Here is a 16996-nt window from a genome sequence, read left to right as displayed (position 1 = left end):
CTTTTAGGCTTTCGATAAATAGTTGAGAATGTTCTCAATTATTGAACGTAGTTTTAAGTTCTCAGACAATGGTTTTGGTTTTAAAATCCCAAAAATTTGTCTAATCAAAAAAACCTGCCCCAGAAAGAGGGGGTGGGGGAGAGGTCAAAATAGCACTCGTCGAACTCACGTTGTTTTTAAACATGGAGCATATGTAAAGATGTATTTCGAGATACGTAGTACGAGAAATGCTACGTCCTTACTTCAAGCCCCTAACTTTAGTTATGGGGTTCCCTTTTCCCTTTCCCCTTTAACCTTTTCCCTGCCCGAAGGGCGTTGACACGAATACCTTGGCTTGCATATTCCAAAGCTAAAGTTTTGGTGAGGTTTTCCATGCTGCCTTTGCTAATGGAATAACTGATATACATCGGTCGCCCAATAATTTCGTGAACGCTAGAAATATAAACGATCGCTCCCCGATGATTAACAGACAGGAGGTATTTAATAGTTTCACGGACGCAGAGATAAGCACCCCGGAGATTGACTGCAATTACTCGGTCAAAGTCTGCTGTGATAACTTTGTGGGATGGACTATAGCTGATGTTCCACCTGTAATTAAAACATTCTTTCCTTTTAAGCCTATCATATTTCTTGCCTAAGCTGCCTTTACTCAAATTTGCACTCAGTCAAACAATTTTGGATTTTAGATTATTCTTTGGTTATTTAAAGCTGTTAATGTCAACCCCTATTGGAGGTAATTTAAAGTTAAAAAATGGGTATTTGATAATTTTGAATTTCTGAAAACAATTCTCAAAAATGAGGCTACAGATTCAAGAGATGGAAAATTATACCAATTCAATTAATGATTGCAATACGTACTTGGGTAAAGACGCGATGAATCGCGTCTCTACAAATGGTCTATTTGTCGTATTCTTTTTTCAAATTGGTATTAACTTGAATCTGACACCTTTTAATTACGAATTGCTATTAATCTCTATCGCAAATTCGCTGGCACTTGTTCAGGGACTACCCAATAGTAAACAGTTTTGCCCTCTACATTAAGAGTCTGGTCTGGTTTCCAATCGCCCATATCGAAGGCGTGGGAAACAATGCGAGTCCCAGGTTTAAGTTCTTTCAACAGCTTGGGACGGAGTTTGGCGTTGATCTCTGGCAGTAAATAAAGTGTAACTACTGTTGCTTGACTCAAATCAGTGTTAAACAAATCTTGTTGGACAAACTTGACGCGATCGCTTACTCCTGCTTTTTGGGCATTAGCATTAGCTTCTTTGATGCGATCGGGGTCAATATCTATACCGATGCCGCGCGTACCAAATTTTTGTGCCGCAGTATTGACAATTCTGCCATCACCACTACCAAGATCGTAAAGCACATCATTTTTACCCACTTTTGCCACTTGTAACATTGCATCTACCACTGGCTGTGGTGTAGGTACATAAGGAACATCTCCAGGACGTTCTTGGACTTGAGTTGTGGGAGTTGTCGCCGCTGGTGTTTCGGTTTCGGTCTGACCTGTTAAAGTAGAAGGCTGTTGTGTTCCGGCTTCCAAATCTTGTTGTTGCGGCGTACACCCAGCAATTCCTAAACTGGTAATACTAACGCTTGTAACCAGTAAAAACAGAATTTTTTTGAAGTCCATGAATTTTCTCCTTTGTTAATAGTTATTGAATATTGGGTATGGAGGCATTGGCCAAACAGGGCGTTAGGAGTGCTGTTAGCGTCAACGGGGCGTTTAGCCCGTGCGGAGTTAGGAGTTAAAAGTAGAGACGCGATTAATCGCGTCTGTACAAGAGTTAGGAGTTTTGTTTACCCTCCTTGTCCCTCTATCTCCCTCATCTCCCGGTTGGTGAGCGCAGTCGAACCACATCTCCCTGCTCCCCTGCCTCCCCTGCTTCCCCTGCCCTCACGTCCCCCTACGTTGACGGTAGTTATTCCAGAACAACAGAGGAATACCTGCTGCCACGACTAAAACACCTGCGATCGCTCCTACACCTGTATAAACCAAGCTGGAGTACAGCAAGTAAGCGCAGACGGCGCAAAACAGTAATGGAGTGAAAGGATAAAATGGCACACGAAAAGGGCGAACTATGTGGGGTTCGCGGATGCGCAATACCAGCAGTGATACGCCGGAAAGCAAAAAGAAAAACCAAAAAATCGGGGCAGTGTAATCCACCATTGTTTCAAAGCCTTTGCGGGTGAGCGTGCCTAAAAAAACCAGTGCTAAGGCGATCGCTGCTTGCAAGAATAAGGCATAGGTAGGACTGCTCGGACGTTGTTGCCAGCGTCCCATAAAACCAAATAGCGAAAAATCCTGTCCCAGTGCGTAATTGGTACGCGCTCCAGTAAAGATTGTGGCGTTGGTTGCTCCCAAAGTCGCGATCGCAATCAGCACACTGATAAACAAAGCTCCCGGTGCGCCCCAAAGAGAGCGCATTAAATCTGCGGCTACTGCTTCTGACTGTGCCATGTTTGCTAATCCCAGTCCCCGTAGGTAAGCCAGATTGATTAGCAGATAAATGGTTGTAATGATCCCAATACTCCACATTAGCGATCGCACGATATTACGTCGTCCATCTTGAATTTCTGCACAGATGTAAGCCGCCTCATTCCAACCACCATAAGATAGCAACACAAACACCATCGCTAGTCCCCAGGTTCCTGATGATGCAGATTCTACAGGAGTGGCAGAATTAGGAATGGCGGTAAGCCCAATAATGACTACCAGCAACAAACCTAGAACTTTCGCAGCACTCAGCAAGTTTTGTGTCCACTTACCCTGTTGCAAACCGACAATGTTCAAAGCAGTTAAAAATGCGATCGCTATGGCTGCATATATAGAAGACGAAAACGTGCCTAGCCGCCATATCTGAGAAATATAATCACCAAAAACAAATGCCAAAAGAGCAATGGAACCAGTTTGAATCACTGTCATCCGCGCCCACGCAAATAAAAAGGCGACTCTTTGCCCGAATGCACGTTTCAAATAATAGTAGGCACCACCAACGTCAGGATAGACAGTGGCCAATTCTGCATAGCATAGCGCTCCTACTAGAGACACTACACCACCCATTAGCCAAAAAAGCAGTACAGCAATATCGCTACCTGCTTGACTGGCTACTAGAGCCGGAGTTTCAAAAATCCCCGCTCCGATGACAATACCGACAATTAGAGCCACTGCGTCTAATAATGTCAGGGATGGTTTGGGTGTTGCTAGTTCAGTTGATGTTGTTTGATCGAGCAAATTGTAGTTTTTACGTCTACTCACATTATTTCCTTATTAGTGTTGAGTTGGGACTTTTGGCTTTGTTTTACAGTCTTTGTTCAACAGAGGAATCATCTATGTACTCCAGATTTGGGAACTCACGATTCAATAAGACCTTAAATCACTGTTTTAGCTGTACTTCTATGGTTAACAATAAATGTGACGAGAAAGTGACAGTCACCAGTGATACAGCATATTGCAAGTTATATTCATCTGGTAATATTCAGATTAACCTCCCTGCGTAGCTTGCCGCCGTAGGCATCGCTCTAAATTCTCTTGCTAGACAACATCATTTTGCAAATAGGGTAAAAAATCTGAATTGGTAAAACGTCTTCCACTAGTGAGATTTATACCCATCTAAAGAATGATTGACTGATAAGGGGTAATCGTGCTTTGTTTGATTAAAAAGCTGGTACTGCTATACGTAATTTTTATACCGCACAAGTTTCATTGATTGAAAATTGATACTTTATTTACGCCCTGCTGTACTCAAGACAGCGATCGCTCCATAGTTTCGCTTAAGTATGGATGCACATATGTGCGTTGTTAATTAATAAATAATATATCGGCTTCTTATCCCTAATTTTTTAGTATCTGCTACTGGGAAAAAGTAAAATGTCTATTATTTCACCTACTACCAAACCCAATACAGCTAGGACAGTTATAATCCAAAATGAATCTAGTTTATTGTAGCCAGAAAAGCGCATTTCTAAATCAGCTAAAAGCGTAGTGGCTAAGGGTATCATAAAGAGCCTTAATAATATCGACCAAGTTGCTACTAAAGCAATTGATATACTTAAAAACAAGATAACAACTAAAGTTTTCGAGCCAAACTCGACTAAACGCTCTAACCAAGAAAAACTTTTTCTGGCTACAGCTATAACCATAGCAACAACAAAAGCTCCTACTAACCAAATAATATGATTAGCAGCAAGATACCATCCCAGAAGAATGTAAGCCAATAAGAGGAATATTAAAGGCATTAAAGGAATCCTGTTAAAAAATTCCATATTTATACTGCCAAGGCTTAGAAAAATACCAGGTTAATCCCTTAATTCTATTCAAAAAATGTTACTACTAAAATTTGTAAATATACCAGCTTTGCTCAGGATATTTCTCTATCTATAGAGCCAATTGAAACAGATACTCTTTCGTCATGACAATAGACTTAGCTTGTGTAGCGTACCAATCCGACTTTCAAAAACCTTGTTAACTAAGTAGTGTCTGTAATTATACTAAAATTTTGGTATTATAAATAACTTAAAAAAATTATTAACTCGCGATCTAGATCACTGCTAAAAGCTCAAGATACTTCCCACAATAGATTGGGGCAAAGTCTAATTCTGTAGCTAATTTGCATATCCCAAACTTGTCTGTATATTTAAACATTGGTATTGATTTGATGAGAGAAGTTATCCCAGAAGAAAAGACATATTTAGAGCTTTCCGAAGCTAGTGGAAGCTCTCACAAGTTTTATGAAGTGATAGTTCAAGATAACCAATTAACTATACGTTACGGTCGTATTGGCGACTGTGGGCAAACTCAAACAAAAGCTTATCCAACTTTTGAGAAAGCGAAAGCAGAGGCTAGTAAAAAAATTAAAGAAAAGCTCAAAAAAGGTTACGAGGTAGCTGTTATGGGTGTTCGCCAAAAGCGTCCTGTGACACGCCGCCAAGTCAGCAGCACTATTTCCACCGCAAAACAAGCTCCGATTATTTGGAAGTTTGCTTCATCTTCAGCTGCTTTTGGAATTTTCATTGATGCCAAACGTTGCTGGGTTGGAAATCAAGCAGGTCAAGTTTTTGCTTTGAATCATCAAGGTCAAGCGATCAATCGGTTTAAGCTTCCTGATGGCGTTAAATGTTTAGTTGCCGATGATATTTGGATTTATGCTGGTTGCGATGACGGCAATGTTTACGACCTGACCGGCAAGCTACCGCGTCTAAGCTATAAAATTGATGAAAATGTAGATATTTTTTGGTTAGATATCAAAGATGGATTGTTAGCCGTCTCTGATGCTAATGGTGGCGTAACGACAATCGATCATGATGATGAATCACAGTGGACTCGTCTAAGTCAAGGTGATTCCGGCTGGATGGTACGTTGTGACCAATCAGGGATTTATCACGGTCATAGCAAAGGCGTGACTATGTACGATCGCCTTGAAGGTAGGATGTTATGGCATCAAAAAACTCAAGGCAGCGTACTGTTTGGTTGGCAAGAGGCATCAACAGTCTATGCCGGAACAAGCGACCATAAAGTTTACTGCTTTAATAAAAATGGGGAAGTTGGCCCCGTTTTCAAATGTGATGCGTCAGTTTACTCTTGTGCTACCGCACTTAACGGCAAGTATGTATTCGCCGGAGACAATAGTTCTTCCATTTACTGCTTTGATGGACTAGGAAATCGTCTTTGGAAGCTTTCTACAGGGTGTGGCTCGGCTTTATCTATGCAGTTTTTCAACAACCATATTTATATTGTTACAACAGATGGTTATTTGGCTTGCATTGATGCTAGTGAAACTGCGATTGGCTCTGCTCAAACAGGCACAGTTCCCGAAGCTGTAGTAATTAAAGCACCATTAGGTGAAGGAGCAGCACCCTCATCTGTTCTAGAAACTACTACAAATACAAGCTCTGGGGTTATTGTTGAATGCTTTCGAGAAGGAAGTAAATTGAGAGTTCGTGTTGTTTCTGAGGGTTACAACCACAACTGGAAAGTGCAGTTTCCCAAAGATATTCGTATTGAAGGTGCGCGTTACCTTGTTCAAGAAATACGTGAATCAGCCAGTGGCGGATTCTACCGTGCTTATGGTGATATTCAAAAATTAGTTTAACTAGTGGTACGCCAAGGCAACTTGGCTCTTTTAAGGGGAAGGTGGGGCCCCAAGAAGGGGATAAGGGGAAGGGGGAAGGGGGAAAGGGTTTAAATCTCTTACCATGAATTCCCTTTAACCTTTATCCAATCTCCACCTCAGATTTTTGGGTTGGCAGACTACTAGATAAAGCCTGAGCTTCAGCGCTAAAACCCTCGATATTTGAGACGATCGCAATCTCAAAAAGCGCCGACACTAAAGCATTCAGTCCCAGATTAAACCGTAAAGACTGCGATCGCCCTTGAGCAAATTGAAACTAAGAATGAAAAATAGCACAACGCCCCATGCTCAATTACAAAATTATCTTTGAGATTGTCAAATCGCAGCAAAGGTATAATAAACCTTTGCTGCGATTTTAACCTTAATTGCGTGTAGCTTCCAGTAAGCGAGAAAAATAGAAGCGAGTTTTCGTCATTGCCCGTCGTTGCAAAGAAAAGCCATTGCTTTCTAAGATTTTCACCACATCAGCCTCACGATGTAAATAAGCACGAGTGGCTTTACTTGGCCCAGGAAAGAAACTGCCAATTTTCTTGAGTATACTCAGGGCGCAGGTCTTCGGCGCAAAACTGAGAATTATCCGCGACTGTGCCAAAGAACAGAGGTGAGATATCATCTCATCGGCTTTTTCTTGAGGGTAATGGATGAGAACATCTAAGCAAATAACGGTATGGTAGCTACCACTCAACGATTCTAAATCCTGCACGGCAAAAGTCGGATTTTCGTTATTTCCCAAAGTTTGCTTTGCTCTATCTCTGCCTTCTTCTACCATTTTTTCCGAAATATCGGTGGCATAGACTTTAGCACCATCTACAGCCAGGGGAATGCTGAGACTACCGACACCACACCCAGCATCACAGATTGATAGCTCTGGTAAATTGTTATCAGCCTTCAGCCAACCGAGAACTGTATCCACAGTTTGCTGGTGTCCATTGCGGATGTCTAATTGGACGTTGTTGACTTCGCCATCGCCGTAGATTCGCTTCCAACGGTCAAACCCTGTGGAATTGAAATACTCGCGAACAATCGTTTTGTCGTCGGCTGCATTCATAAACTTCGATTTTTAGGGGTTCCCAATGCTTAAAATTATCATTGATAGGAACCCATAAGAGCGGTCTTCCAGATTTTTCCAGATGATAGTTGCCCCCTGAATCCAGCAAGCTTCAAATTGCTTGACGCTTAATAAATATTACTATTATGGTTTTTTTGGCATATTCTAAGACCCTGTGAATTTGGGGTGGTGTTGGGCTAAAAAAGAAACATGAAAATTATTAAACCGATCACCAATTGGTTAGAAACCCGCGCTTGTGCCCCTGCATACGGCGGTTGGGTACTAGCTGCAACGGCTATTTGTTTTTTTGGCGCAGGTATCAATACGATGGCTGGTTGGCTTTACGCCATTAGCGGCATTAGTTTTGCTCTTTTGGGTGTAGCAGCCATTTTACCGCCGCGCTCGCTCACAAATCTATCCATCACCCGCCGTCCCATCCAACCAGTATCAGCAGGCGACGAGCTGACGGTGGAATTAGAAATCTGCAATCAAACACAGCAGCCTGTAAGTTTATTGCAAGTTGAAGATATACTGCCCTTCGTCTTAGGGAAACCAGTACAAAAGGCAATCGAAACAATTCCTCGCCAAGGTAGTTACCGTTGGGTATATTACCACCCGACTGTATGTCGGGGTGTTTATCGCTGGCACACAGTTGAACTTGCTTCTGGTGCGCCTTTGGGATTGTTTTGGTGTCGCCGTCAGCGTGATTGTGGTGCCACAGCGATCGTTTATCCCACAGTGTTACCCTTGGCTACCTGCCCCCTAGTAGATGAAATGGGACAAGAAGAGAGCAAAAGGGGCGATCCTCGTGGTAAACCCTTGCAAACAGCGACAACGGGGCTAGTGCGATCGCTCCGTCCCCTACCGTCTAGGAGATCCCACTCGCTTGATTCACTGGCGAACTAGCGCTCGTTATGGCGAATTAAGGGTGCGGGAGTTAGAAATGGTAACAGGTGGACAAGAAATAGTGATTGCCCTCGATAGTGCTAGCAATTGGGAAGAAGAAAACTTTGAACAAGCAGTAATTGCCGCAGCATCGTTGTACTTTTATGCACAGCAACAAGAATTACAAGTGCAACTGTGGACAGCATCAACAAATTTAATCAAAGGCGATGCCTACGGCAAGCCCGAAGGTCTACGCTTTGTTCTAGAAACCTTAGCAGCAACCAGAGCCTTAGAAGATGCCAGTTCAGTTGTTCCTAAAAGCTATCCTTTGATTTGGCTGACTCAAAACCCCCTAAGCCTTGCTACTCTTCCTCAAGGTAGTCGCTGGGTTTTATGGCCAAATATTTCCTCACCAGCAGAACAAGAGGTAATTAATTGGGAACACCCTGGTATAGTTTTGCAAAGCGATCGCCCACTGCAACCCCAGCTACAAAAAACATTACATTCATAAATCAATTCAAATTTTATAATTTCAAAGACTGCTGACAAGTTCAACTTCTGCGATTTCTGAGATTTTCTCCGATCCCAGGACAGCAGATATATCAGCCTTTGAGCAAATGTAAAACAATTTGAGGGGAAAAGGTTGGGGAAATACACCCAGTAATCCCTTAGTAAGGCTGAGGTACAATGCAAAGAAATATTTAAATTATGAACGACATGATCGCATCAGAACATAACACAAAATCCAGCGATAAAAGCCTAGAGGCAATGCGGCATTTTTCCGAACAATACGCCAAGCGTACTGGAACATACTTCTGTTCTGAACCTTCTGTCACCGCAGTTGTGATTGAAGGATTAGCCAAACATAAAGACGACTTGGGTGCGCCTTTATGTCCTTGTCGCCATTACGAAGATAAAGAAGCTGAAATTCACGCCACATATTGGAACTGTCCTTGTGTGCCAATGAGAGAACGCAAAGAGTGCCATTGTATGTTATTCCTCACCCCTGACAACGAGTTTGCTGGAGACAAACAAGAAATCTCTCTGGAAACAATCAAAGAAGTACGAGACAGCATGGGATGAGCGAAATCATCCCCCAAGAGTTTTGGCAAGGCGTAGAACAGTTCAATTCTGGACAGTTCTACGCTTGTCATGACACTTTAGAGGCTTTGTGGATTGAAGCTAGCGAACCGGAAAAAAGCTTTTATCAAGGCATTCTCCAAATTGCTGTGGCACTGTATCATTTGGAAAATCGGAACTGGCGAGGTGCTGTAATTCTATTGGGAGAAGGCAGCAATCGCCTACGCCGTTACCCATCTAGTTACAGCGGCGTTGACGTAGATGAGCTATTGAGTCAGAGCGCAGTTTTGTTGACGACATTACAACAAATAGGGCAAGACTTGATTGCTGCTGGCAATCTGGGCGAAAATCAAGTCTTATCTTTGCCTAAAATTGTGCTAACGACTGATTAGACATCTGGTGAAATTATGCGTTGCCCGAAATTCCTGGTAGTGGTTTGTCAAATTCATTTAACGGTTAGAGAGACGCGATAAATCGCCGTCTCTACAGTGAATCTATCCATCAATTATTTATTGACAGACTAGTAGGCACAATTCATATAGCGTAAAGCGGCTTAAGGCAGGGTATTGTGCCTACGTCATTTTCATTCAGATGTCAATTACCTGAAACCTTGAGGTTGAGGGTAGCGTCACTATTTCAGCCAATAGTTATCAGAAATCACTCCAGATTGTATATTTCATAATCTGGATAAAGTACTTGAGATAATTAGAATGCAATGAAATCCTAAATCCCCAATTGCTATGATGCTCTGCTATCAATTGCCCTTATCCCAGATACGTCGCTTTGGATTAGCTTTAATGCTACCAGCTATATTTTTGGGCGCTTTTGCCTTCCCTACCCAAGTGCAAACCGCTACTGCACAAACATCTCAGGCAAATCGCCCCCTGACTATCCGCGCTGATGTACAAGAATATGACGCGAAAAATCAAGTAATCACCGCTCGCGGGAATGTGCAAATGTTGTATCCGGCTCGCCAACTTCAGGCAACAGCTGCCCAAGCACAGTATTTTAGTAAAGAACGCCGAATTGATTTCAGTGGCAATGTCTATATTTTGCAACAGGGCGGTAACAGTATCCGAGCAGAAAAAGTAACCTATTTAATTGATGAAGGGCGATTTGTTGCTTTACCCCAATCCAACCGTCAGGTAGAGTCCATCTACATGGTGCAGGAATCAGATAATAATGGACAAACTGCGACACCTGCCCCAAAAACACCACCTTTGAAGCCTTCTAATTAGCATTTACCACCAAGAAAGGGTGCTTCCAGCGTGAAAATTGTTTTAGAGAATATTCACAAATCTTACGGCAAGCGAGTAATTGTCAATCGTGTCAATCTTTCTGTTGCTCAGGGGGAAATCGTTGGTTTACTAGGCCCCAATGGGGCTGGTAAAACGACGACTTTTTACATTGCGACAGGTTTAGAAAAACCCAATCAAGGAAAAGTTTGGCTGGGTAATGTAGACGTGACGGGAATGCCAATGCATCAAAGGGCAAAACTGGGTATTGGTTATCTAGCACAAGAAGCAAGTGTTTTTCGCCAACTCTCGGTAGAGGATAATATTCTGTTAGTGCTAGAACAAACTCATGTGCCACGATGGGAGTGGGCAAGGCGACTCAGAACTTTACTGCGGGAGTTTCGGTTGGAAAAATTAGCTAGGAGTAAAGGAATTCAACTTTCTGGTGGTGAGCGACGGCGGACGGAATTAGCAAGGTCTTTAGCTGCTGGACAAGAAGGGCCAAAATTTTTACTTTTGGATGAACCATTTGCCGGAGTCGATCCGATCGCAGTCTCAGAAATTCAGCAAATCGTCGCACAACTGCGCGATCGCGGCATGGGAATCTTAATTACAGATCATAATGTCCGTGAAACCTTAGCCATCACCGATCGCGCCTACATCATGCGTGAGGGACAAATTCTCGCTTTTGGCGCTGCTGACGAACTCTACAGCAATCCTCTCGTGCGGCAATATTATTTGGGGGATAATTTTCAAGTCTAAATTAACAATTATTTAGTTAATAATTTTAAAAGATATTTTGATTTTTGATTCTTCAGCATGAATTTATGAATTCATTTTAGTTCTGCTTTCTGTGCTATTGAGAATTAAACTTTGATACTGAATAAATTAGATACAGTAGTTTGCAATTAAGTGAGGTAGAGAGCCTAAACTTCAAGACCAGATATAGGACTAGTATTTGATTTTTGAAATTACTCGTAGAGGCAGGGAACAGGCAATAGGCAATAGGCAATAGTGAAGAAGAGGATTATAAGTGTACGGATTTTTTTCAGAAATCAAACCGGATTCCTATATAAAGGCTATTTTTCTTCTGCCTCCTGCCTCCTGTCTGCTGCTGTATACTTTGCTTTGCCAGGGTTGCTAATATCTAAATTTTCAAGTTGCTTATGATATCAAAGAAGCTCACGTCTTTTAATAGTCTTTATTCGCTGCTGCCTTTTACGATCATGGATCGCTACCTTGCCAGCGAATTGTTAGCGCCGTTTTTCTTTGGTGTCGGAGCTTTTTCATCAATTGGCGTCACCATTGATGCTGTATTCGATCTCGTCAGAAAAATTGTCGAATCTGGGCTACCTATAGACATTGCTATTCAAGTTTTTTTGTTAAAATTTCCCAACTTTATCGTTTTAGCCTTCCCCATGTCTACGCTGCTGGCTACTTTGATGACCTACAGTCGTCTTTCTAGCGAGAGCGAACTAATTGCTTTGCGTGGTTGTGGTGTCAGTGTCTATCGCATGGTGCTAACTGCTGTGATGTTAAGTCTTGTAGTCACAGGAATGACATTTGTGTTTAACGAAGAAATTGCACCAGCAGCAAATTATCAAGCGGCGATGACTCTGGATAAAGCGCTCAAATCAGACAAGCCCACTTTTAAACAGCAAAATATTTTCTATCCTGAATACCAGGATGTTGTCCAGCCAGATGGCTCTAAGAATCGGATATTGACACGCTTGTTTTATGCCGACCAATTTGATGGTAAGCGGATGACAGGGTTGACAATTATAGATCGCTCAACCAAAAATCTGAATCAAATTGTGGTATCAGAATCTGCTCAGTGGAATCCTTCTCAAAATGTCTGGGATTTTTACAACGGTACAATCTATTTTGTCGCAGCCGATCGCTCTTATCGTAACATCGTCAAATTTGAACACCAACAACTGCAACTACCGCGCACGCCATTAAGTCTGGCAGAAAAAAGCCGAGATTATGGTGAAATGAATATTGCTGAAGCACTAAATCAACTAGAAGTGGAAAATCTTGGTGGCGATCGCCAAAAAATTCGTAAACTTGAAGTGCGGATTCAACAAAAAATCTCTTTGCCCTTTGTATGCGTGGTTTTTGGCTTGGTAGGTGCAGCGATGGGAAGCATACCCCAGCGAACGGGGAGAGGTACCAGTTTCGGGATTAGTGTGGTAGTTATTTTTTCGTACTACTTAATATTCTTTGTTAGTGGGGCGATGGCACAAGCAGATGTCCTTTCTCCCTTTATGGGGGCTTGGTTGCCCAACTTTCTTTTTTTGGGAATAGGTTTATTTTTATTGATCCGAGTTGCGAGAAGGTAAATTCAAATAGCAGGAGGTCACTGAGCGTTGGTCATTGAGTTTCGACTGCGCTCAACTACCGCGTAGCCGAAATGAGTCGAAGTGGGGCAGGGAGCAGGAGGTCACTGAGCGTTGGTCATTGAGTTTCGACTGCGCTCAACTACCGCGTAGCCGAAATGAGTCGAAGTGGGGCACGGGGACAAAGAGACAAGGAAAATAATTCCAAACTCCTAACTCCTAACTCCTAACTCCTAACTCCCAATGCCCATTCCTCTTCGTCCCCACACTTCAATTACGGGTGATAATTTCGACATTCTGGTGCATTGGGGTTTTCCTTGCAGTATTCTTCAAAAGAAACTTTAGCTGATATCATACCCTCAGCTTTCTGATGAGCTGCTTCTGCCTGAAGTTCTTCTACCTCATCCCAGGCAGCTGCACAGGCTTTAGAATAAGCACCTTGTTCAGTGCAAATAGCACGAGCTTGCTCAATTGCTTTTTGAATTCTCTCCTCCAGCAGTAGCGCTTTTGGCGCTTCCACAAAGTCGCTTTTAGTCAAAATGTCGGTAATCGAGATGATGCCCAACAGCTTGCCTTGAATCACAGGTGCGCGATGAATACCAGTATTAGCAAATAACCGCGCTACATATTCCACACCCAAATCAGGATTGACCACGATGCAGGGCTTGCTCATAATTTCATAAACCCGCACTTGCTTTGGATCTTTCCCGTAGGCTGTTATCTTATAAACAATATCTGTTTCTGTGACAATGCCATAAGCATCATTGTCATAGCGACGATCCACAACCAGCGCCCGCAATCTTTTGTCCTTCATCAGCCCCACCGCTTCAGCAACAGTTGCCGAACCGCGAATGGTAACTACGTCTTTGGTCATGATATCTTCAGCTTTCATCATTGTTGTAGTCTCCTGGTTAATAGTCCGGTGCAGCACTGCGCCCTCATGGACGTATGAAGCGTTGCAGCGCACAGTTTGCTCTAACTAGAAAGTAAAAAAAGTGGAACTTTTGCCGAGCTACAACAATAAATTAGACCAGTTGTCAACTTATGATGTTATCCAATGTAACCAATGCTCAAAAACCAAGCATAAATTGTGATAATATTTTGTCGGTTAACAAATATTTATTTTTTAATTGCCGAAAATCGCCGCATTTTCCAGAAATAGCTAGAAATCAAATTGGTAATAATATGAGCAACAATCGGCACTAACAAGTTACCCGTAAGCAGGGCGCTATATGCCAATATCATCCCGACAATTGTTGCCCAAATTACATAAGGCCATTGTTGGGAACCGCTAAAATGCAAGATGCCAAAGCAAAGACTGGATACAATTACAGCTGTCAGATCGGAGCCTAAAGCTGGTAGAATCACGCCTCTAAATAACAATTCTTCACTCAATCCTGGTAGCAACCCCAGCCAAATTAAATCTGGTAAAGCTAAAGGCTTCAGTACTACTTCTAGGTAATAATCTGCACTCTTACGATAGGCAGTCCATAGACGGTAAGTTAAGCCACTTAACGCAGTCAGCACAAACCCCAACCCTACACCTAACAGCGCTTCTCTTGGATTCAAGTCCCAAGAAAATAGTGAAAAGTTGCCAAAGTATAACGAAAGTTTAGCGACTATCAACAAAATGATTGCAGTCGCTCCCATCGCCCCAAGTACTTGGATGCGCGTCAGGTATGGAATTTCTGGCTCTTGCTTTTGTTGTTCAATCACGGGTTTTAGGGGAATGGGGGCAGGGGGGCAGGGGAGCAGGTGGTCACTGAGCGTAGCCGAAGTGGGAGCAGGGGAGCAGGGGAGCAGGGGGCAGGGGGCAGGGGGAGAATAATAAATGACCAATGACAAATGACTAATGACTAATGACCAATGACTAATGACTAATTGATTGCAAAGGTAATAATTTGGGACGGAGAGCGGAGGGATTGATGCCTGCTTTATGTGCTACCAATACACCTACTGCTTCTAAATATGAGTTTACCTGTATAGATTTGATCCCCAACGGTTGGGCAGGAACTTTTATCAGAGTTTTATTTTCTTCTACTGTAATTATTTGGCATCGTTTTTGGCTTAAACTCAGTAAAGCACTGCTACCACAGGCAGTTGCAGGTACGATCGCAGCATCCACTTCATCTGCCCAAATATCTCCTTTCTCTGATGCGATCGCTCCTTTCTCTATTATAAATTGTGGGGCACGACTTAATCCGACGAGTACGCAGGGCAAAAAGGTATAGCCCAATTCTTCGGCGGCGGAACGCGGAGATAAATCAGCTTGTGGAGGTTCGCTCAAAAGGGCGGGAGAATGGGCACAAGGTATTTGAAAGGTTCGCACTAGCAAATGGCTAATTACGGCTTCTGCACCCGCTAAAGAATCTACCCCTTCACCTTGACGATATTTCTCTACTGCTTCTAAGTCCATATCATCGGGGAAACGGGCTACAACTGCGATCGCTTCTGCTCCCGCTTTTTTAATTAATATCTCGGCTGCTCGTAACAAGCTATCTGGATTGCCAATTGTTCCCCAACTAGCCCCCGATGCTGTAGTCCGTAATTCTACATTTAATGGCGCATCGGTAATTACATAATCTGTTAAGGTTAATCCCAGAGTTGCTCTCACTGCATCGGCGGCTTGTATATGTCGTAGCCGTAACTCTGGCTCAATGCCTTGGTCTAAAAGCAAACCTATTTTATTAGTGCGGACTGGACGCAACCCCCAGCATCCAGAAGCGAATTTGTCAAGTCCGTAACCTTCAACATAAAAAGCATTGGGGAGATTCCAATACAAACTTGCGCCATTCAGGACATTGGGGTGAGTAATTAGGCGATCGCAAACCTGTGCTATAACTTTGGCAACAGGTAAAGCATCTCCTGCATAACCCCCAATAGCAGCCCCTACGCCTGTTGGTACAATTAAGATAGCGGTGTACATATTGAGTGCTGAGTTATGAGTGATGAGTGATGAGTTTATGAATCAAAAGCCATCAAATCCTAACTCTTGTACAGACGCGATTAATCGCGTCTCTCTAAATCGCGTCTTTCCTAACTCTTAACTGTGGTAACAACGGCTTCAACTATAGCTTTTTGTTCGTCAGTATCCACAGAAGTAACTGCCCAACGCAGAGGTTCGCCTTGTTTCTTTAACTCTGTTTCAATTACTTCTAGTAACTCTGCGGGAGTTTCTTGTAAATCAATTTCTGCGGTAATAAAATGAGTCGTCATTTTGGTAAATCCTGTTGGTCTGTAGTTTCTATAATAGCTGACTTCATCTCCGATGAAATACTTATGTAATTTATCGAATTTGGTAATCTCAGAGCTGATTCGTAAACAAAAGCTTAAGAAGCCATCCGCTTGATCATCAGACGAATCAATGAGCCATAAATCATAGCTTCACTTAACTCTGTGTACAACTCATAATCCTTACTCAAACGCCGAAATCTATTAAGCCAGCCAAATGTCCGTTCCACAATCCATCGTTTCGGCAATCGCTCAAATGTTTTCGATATCCTTTCAATCACCTCAACACGAACCTTTTCTCCGCAAACTTTCTTGACTGCTTGAGCAAAGTTTTCTCCTGAATAGCCTTGATCTACCCAAACAACTTCCAATTTGGACAATTCTTTAACCGCCTCATGCAGTACAACCACAGCACCTAAACGTTCTGACGCATTGGCTTCAGTTACTAAAACACCAATCAACAACCCTTGAGAATCTACAACTATATGTCGCTTACGCCCTTTAACCTTCTTACCACCATCGAAACCGTAGACCCTCCCCTTTTTTTCCGTGGTCTTCACTGACTGAGAATCTGCGATCGCCACGGTAGAATTTTCATCTCGCCCTAAATCTTGTCGCAGTTGATAGCGCACTTGGTCGTGAATCTGCTGCCAGATGCCTTTACGCTGCCATTTTTGAAAGTAGCCATACACTGTTGTATATGGAGGAAGGTCATGAGGTAGCATTTCCCATTGACACCCAGTACGTTGCACGTAGAAAATTGCATTCAATATTTCTCGTAAATCTACTTCTACAGGATGCCCAAATCCCTTTGGCGTAGGGAGAAGAGGCTTGAGAATCAACCATTCAGCATCGCTTAAATCACTTGGGTAGGGTTTGCGGTGTGGATTCTCAATCGTAGGTATACGGCTCATCGACAACAACATAAATTACACTCGATTTAGCCTATAACCTTAACAAAGCCGGATTCAGCTTTCTTTAGATTTTCTTTACGAATCAGCTCTCAGAAACAGTTATTCAGTTATGAATAATTATCCGATATAC

The 16996-nt window shown here is 42.7% G+C and carries 15 protein-coding genes and 2 pseudogenes; 7 read left to right on the top strand and 10 right to left on the bottom strand.

Annotation, left to right across the window (positions count from 1 at the left end):
• Positions 1-299: 299 nt before the first annotated feature.
• The 4 genes and pseudogenes from NSTCB13_RS15215 to NSTCB13_RS15200 form a co-directional block, all read right to left on the bottom strand.
• Positions 300-569, bottom strand: a pseudogene (locus NSTCB13_RS15215) (SDR family oxidoreductase); the annotation flags it as partial.
• Positions 570-973: 404 nt separating this feature from the next.
• Positions 974-1636, bottom strand: coding sequence for a class I SAM-dependent methyltransferase (locus tag NSTCB13_RS15210; RefSeq protein ID WP_448265376.1), 663 nt, complete (start codon positions 1634-1636; stop codon positions 974-976).
• A gap of 264 nt (positions 1637-1900) precedes the next feature.
• Positions 1901-3262, bottom strand: coding sequence for an APC family permease (locus NSTCB13_RS15205; protein ID WP_448272855.1), 1362 nt, complete (start codon positions 3260-3262; stop codon positions 1901-1903).
• A 584-nt stretch (positions 3263-3846) separates the two neighbouring features.
• Positions 3847-4269: a hypothetical protein gene (locus NSTCB13_RS15200; RefSeq protein WP_445627850.1), complete on the bottom strand. Its 423-nt coding sequence runs from the start codon at positions 4267-4269 to the stop codon at positions 3847-3849.
• 404 nt (positions 4270-4673) lie between these two features.
• Between NSTCB13_RS15200 and NSTCB13_RS15195 the strand changes: the two genes are divergently transcribed.
• Entirely contained in the window at positions 4674-6095 is a 1422-nt protein-coding gene (locus tag NSTCB13_RS15195) for a WGR domain-containing protein (protein ID WP_448273214.1), read from the top strand.
• Positions 6096-6495: 400 nt separating this feature from the next.
• Here the strand turns inward: NSTCB13_RS15195 and bchM are convergent, their stop codons facing one another.
• On the bottom strand, positions 6496-7182 hold the full coding sequence (bchM, locus tag NSTCB13_RS15190) for a magnesium protoporphyrin IX methyltransferase (RefSeq protein WP_322710586.1): 687 nt from the start codon (positions 7180-7182) through the stop codon (positions 6496-6498).
• Positions 7183-7392: 210 nt separating this feature from the next.
• Here bchM and NSTCB13_RS15185 point away from each other — a divergent pair.
• From NSTCB13_RS15185 to NSTCB13_RS15160, 6 genes and pseudogenes are all read left to right on the top strand, one after another.
• Positions 7393-8578: pseudogene (locus tag NSTCB13_RS15185) on the top strand (DUF58 domain-containing protein).
• A 206-nt stretch (positions 8579-8784) separates the two neighbouring features.
• On the top strand, positions 8785-9150 hold the full coding sequence (locus NSTCB13_RS15180) for a ferredoxin thioredoxin reductase catalytic beta subunit (RefSeq protein WP_099100573.1): 366 nt from the start codon (positions 8785-8787) through the stop codon (positions 9148-9150).
• A complete protein-coding gene (locus tag NSTCB13_RS15175; RefSeq protein ID WP_448272853.1) occupies positions 9147-9539 on the top strand; it encodes a DUF309 domain-containing protein in 393 nt (130 codons plus the stop codon). The genes NSTCB13_RS15180 and NSTCB13_RS15175 overlap by 4 nt, the downstream gene beginning before the upstream one ends.
• 348 nt (positions 9540-9887) lie before the next feature.
• A complete protein-coding gene (locus NSTCB13_RS15170; RefSeq protein ID WP_448272851.1) occupies positions 9888-10385 on the top strand; it encodes an LptA/OstA family protein in 498 nt (165 codons plus the stop codon).
• A 30-nt stretch (positions 10386-10415) separates the two neighbouring features.
• A complete protein-coding gene (lptB, locus tag NSTCB13_RS15165) occupies positions 10416-11144 on the top strand; it encodes an LPS export ABC transporter ATP-binding protein (RefSeq protein ID WP_445627854.1) in 729 nt (242 codons plus the stop codon).
• A gap of 464 nt (positions 11145-11608) precedes the next feature.
• Positions 11609-12724, top strand: a complete 1116-nt coding sequence (locus NSTCB13_RS15160) for an LptF/LptG family permease (RefSeq protein ID WP_448265372.1) — start codon at positions 11609-11611, stop codon at positions 12722-12724.
• A 271-nt stretch (positions 12725-12995) separates the two neighbouring features.
• Here the strand turns inward: NSTCB13_RS15160 and NSTCB13_RS15155 are convergent, their stop codons facing one another.
• From NSTCB13_RS15155 to NSTCB13_RS15135, 5 genes are all read right to left on the bottom strand, one after another.
• The gene (locus NSTCB13_RS15155; protein WP_448265371.1) at positions 12996-13616 is read right to left on the bottom strand and encodes a CP12 domain-containing protein; all 621 of its coding nucleotides are present in this window, start codon (positions 13614-13616) and stop codon (positions 12996-12998) included.
• 224 nt (positions 13617-13840) lie between these two features.
• Positions 13841-14437 carry a CPBP family intramembrane glutamic endopeptidase gene (locus tag NSTCB13_RS15150; protein WP_445627857.1) on the bottom strand — a complete coding sequence of 199 codons (597 nt, stop codon included), beginning with the start codon at positions 14435-14437 and terminating at the stop codon, positions 13841-13843.
• A gap of 154 nt (positions 14438-14591) precedes the next feature.
• Positions 14592-15647, bottom strand: coding sequence for a DUF3326 domain-containing protein (locus NSTCB13_RS15145; protein WP_448272849.1), 1056 nt, complete (start codon positions 15645-15647; stop codon positions 14592-14594).
• Between the two features lie 110 nt (positions 15648-15757).
• Positions 15758-15937, bottom strand: coding sequence for a hypothetical protein (locus tag NSTCB13_RS15140; RefSeq protein WP_335192520.1), 180 nt, complete (start codon positions 15935-15937; stop codon positions 15758-15760).
• 113 nt (positions 15938-16050) lie between these two features.
• On the bottom strand, positions 16051-16866 hold the full coding sequence (locus NSTCB13_RS15135; protein ID WP_448273213.1) for an IS5 family transposase: 816 nt from the start codon (positions 16864-16866) through the stop codon (positions 16051-16053).
• Positions 16867-16996 lie beyond the last annotated feature (130 nt).

The organism is Nostoc sp. DSM 114160, from assembly GCF_053470305.1.
Note: the sequence above shows the minus strand (reverse complement) of the source record. Positions and strands in the feature narration are given on the sequence as shown.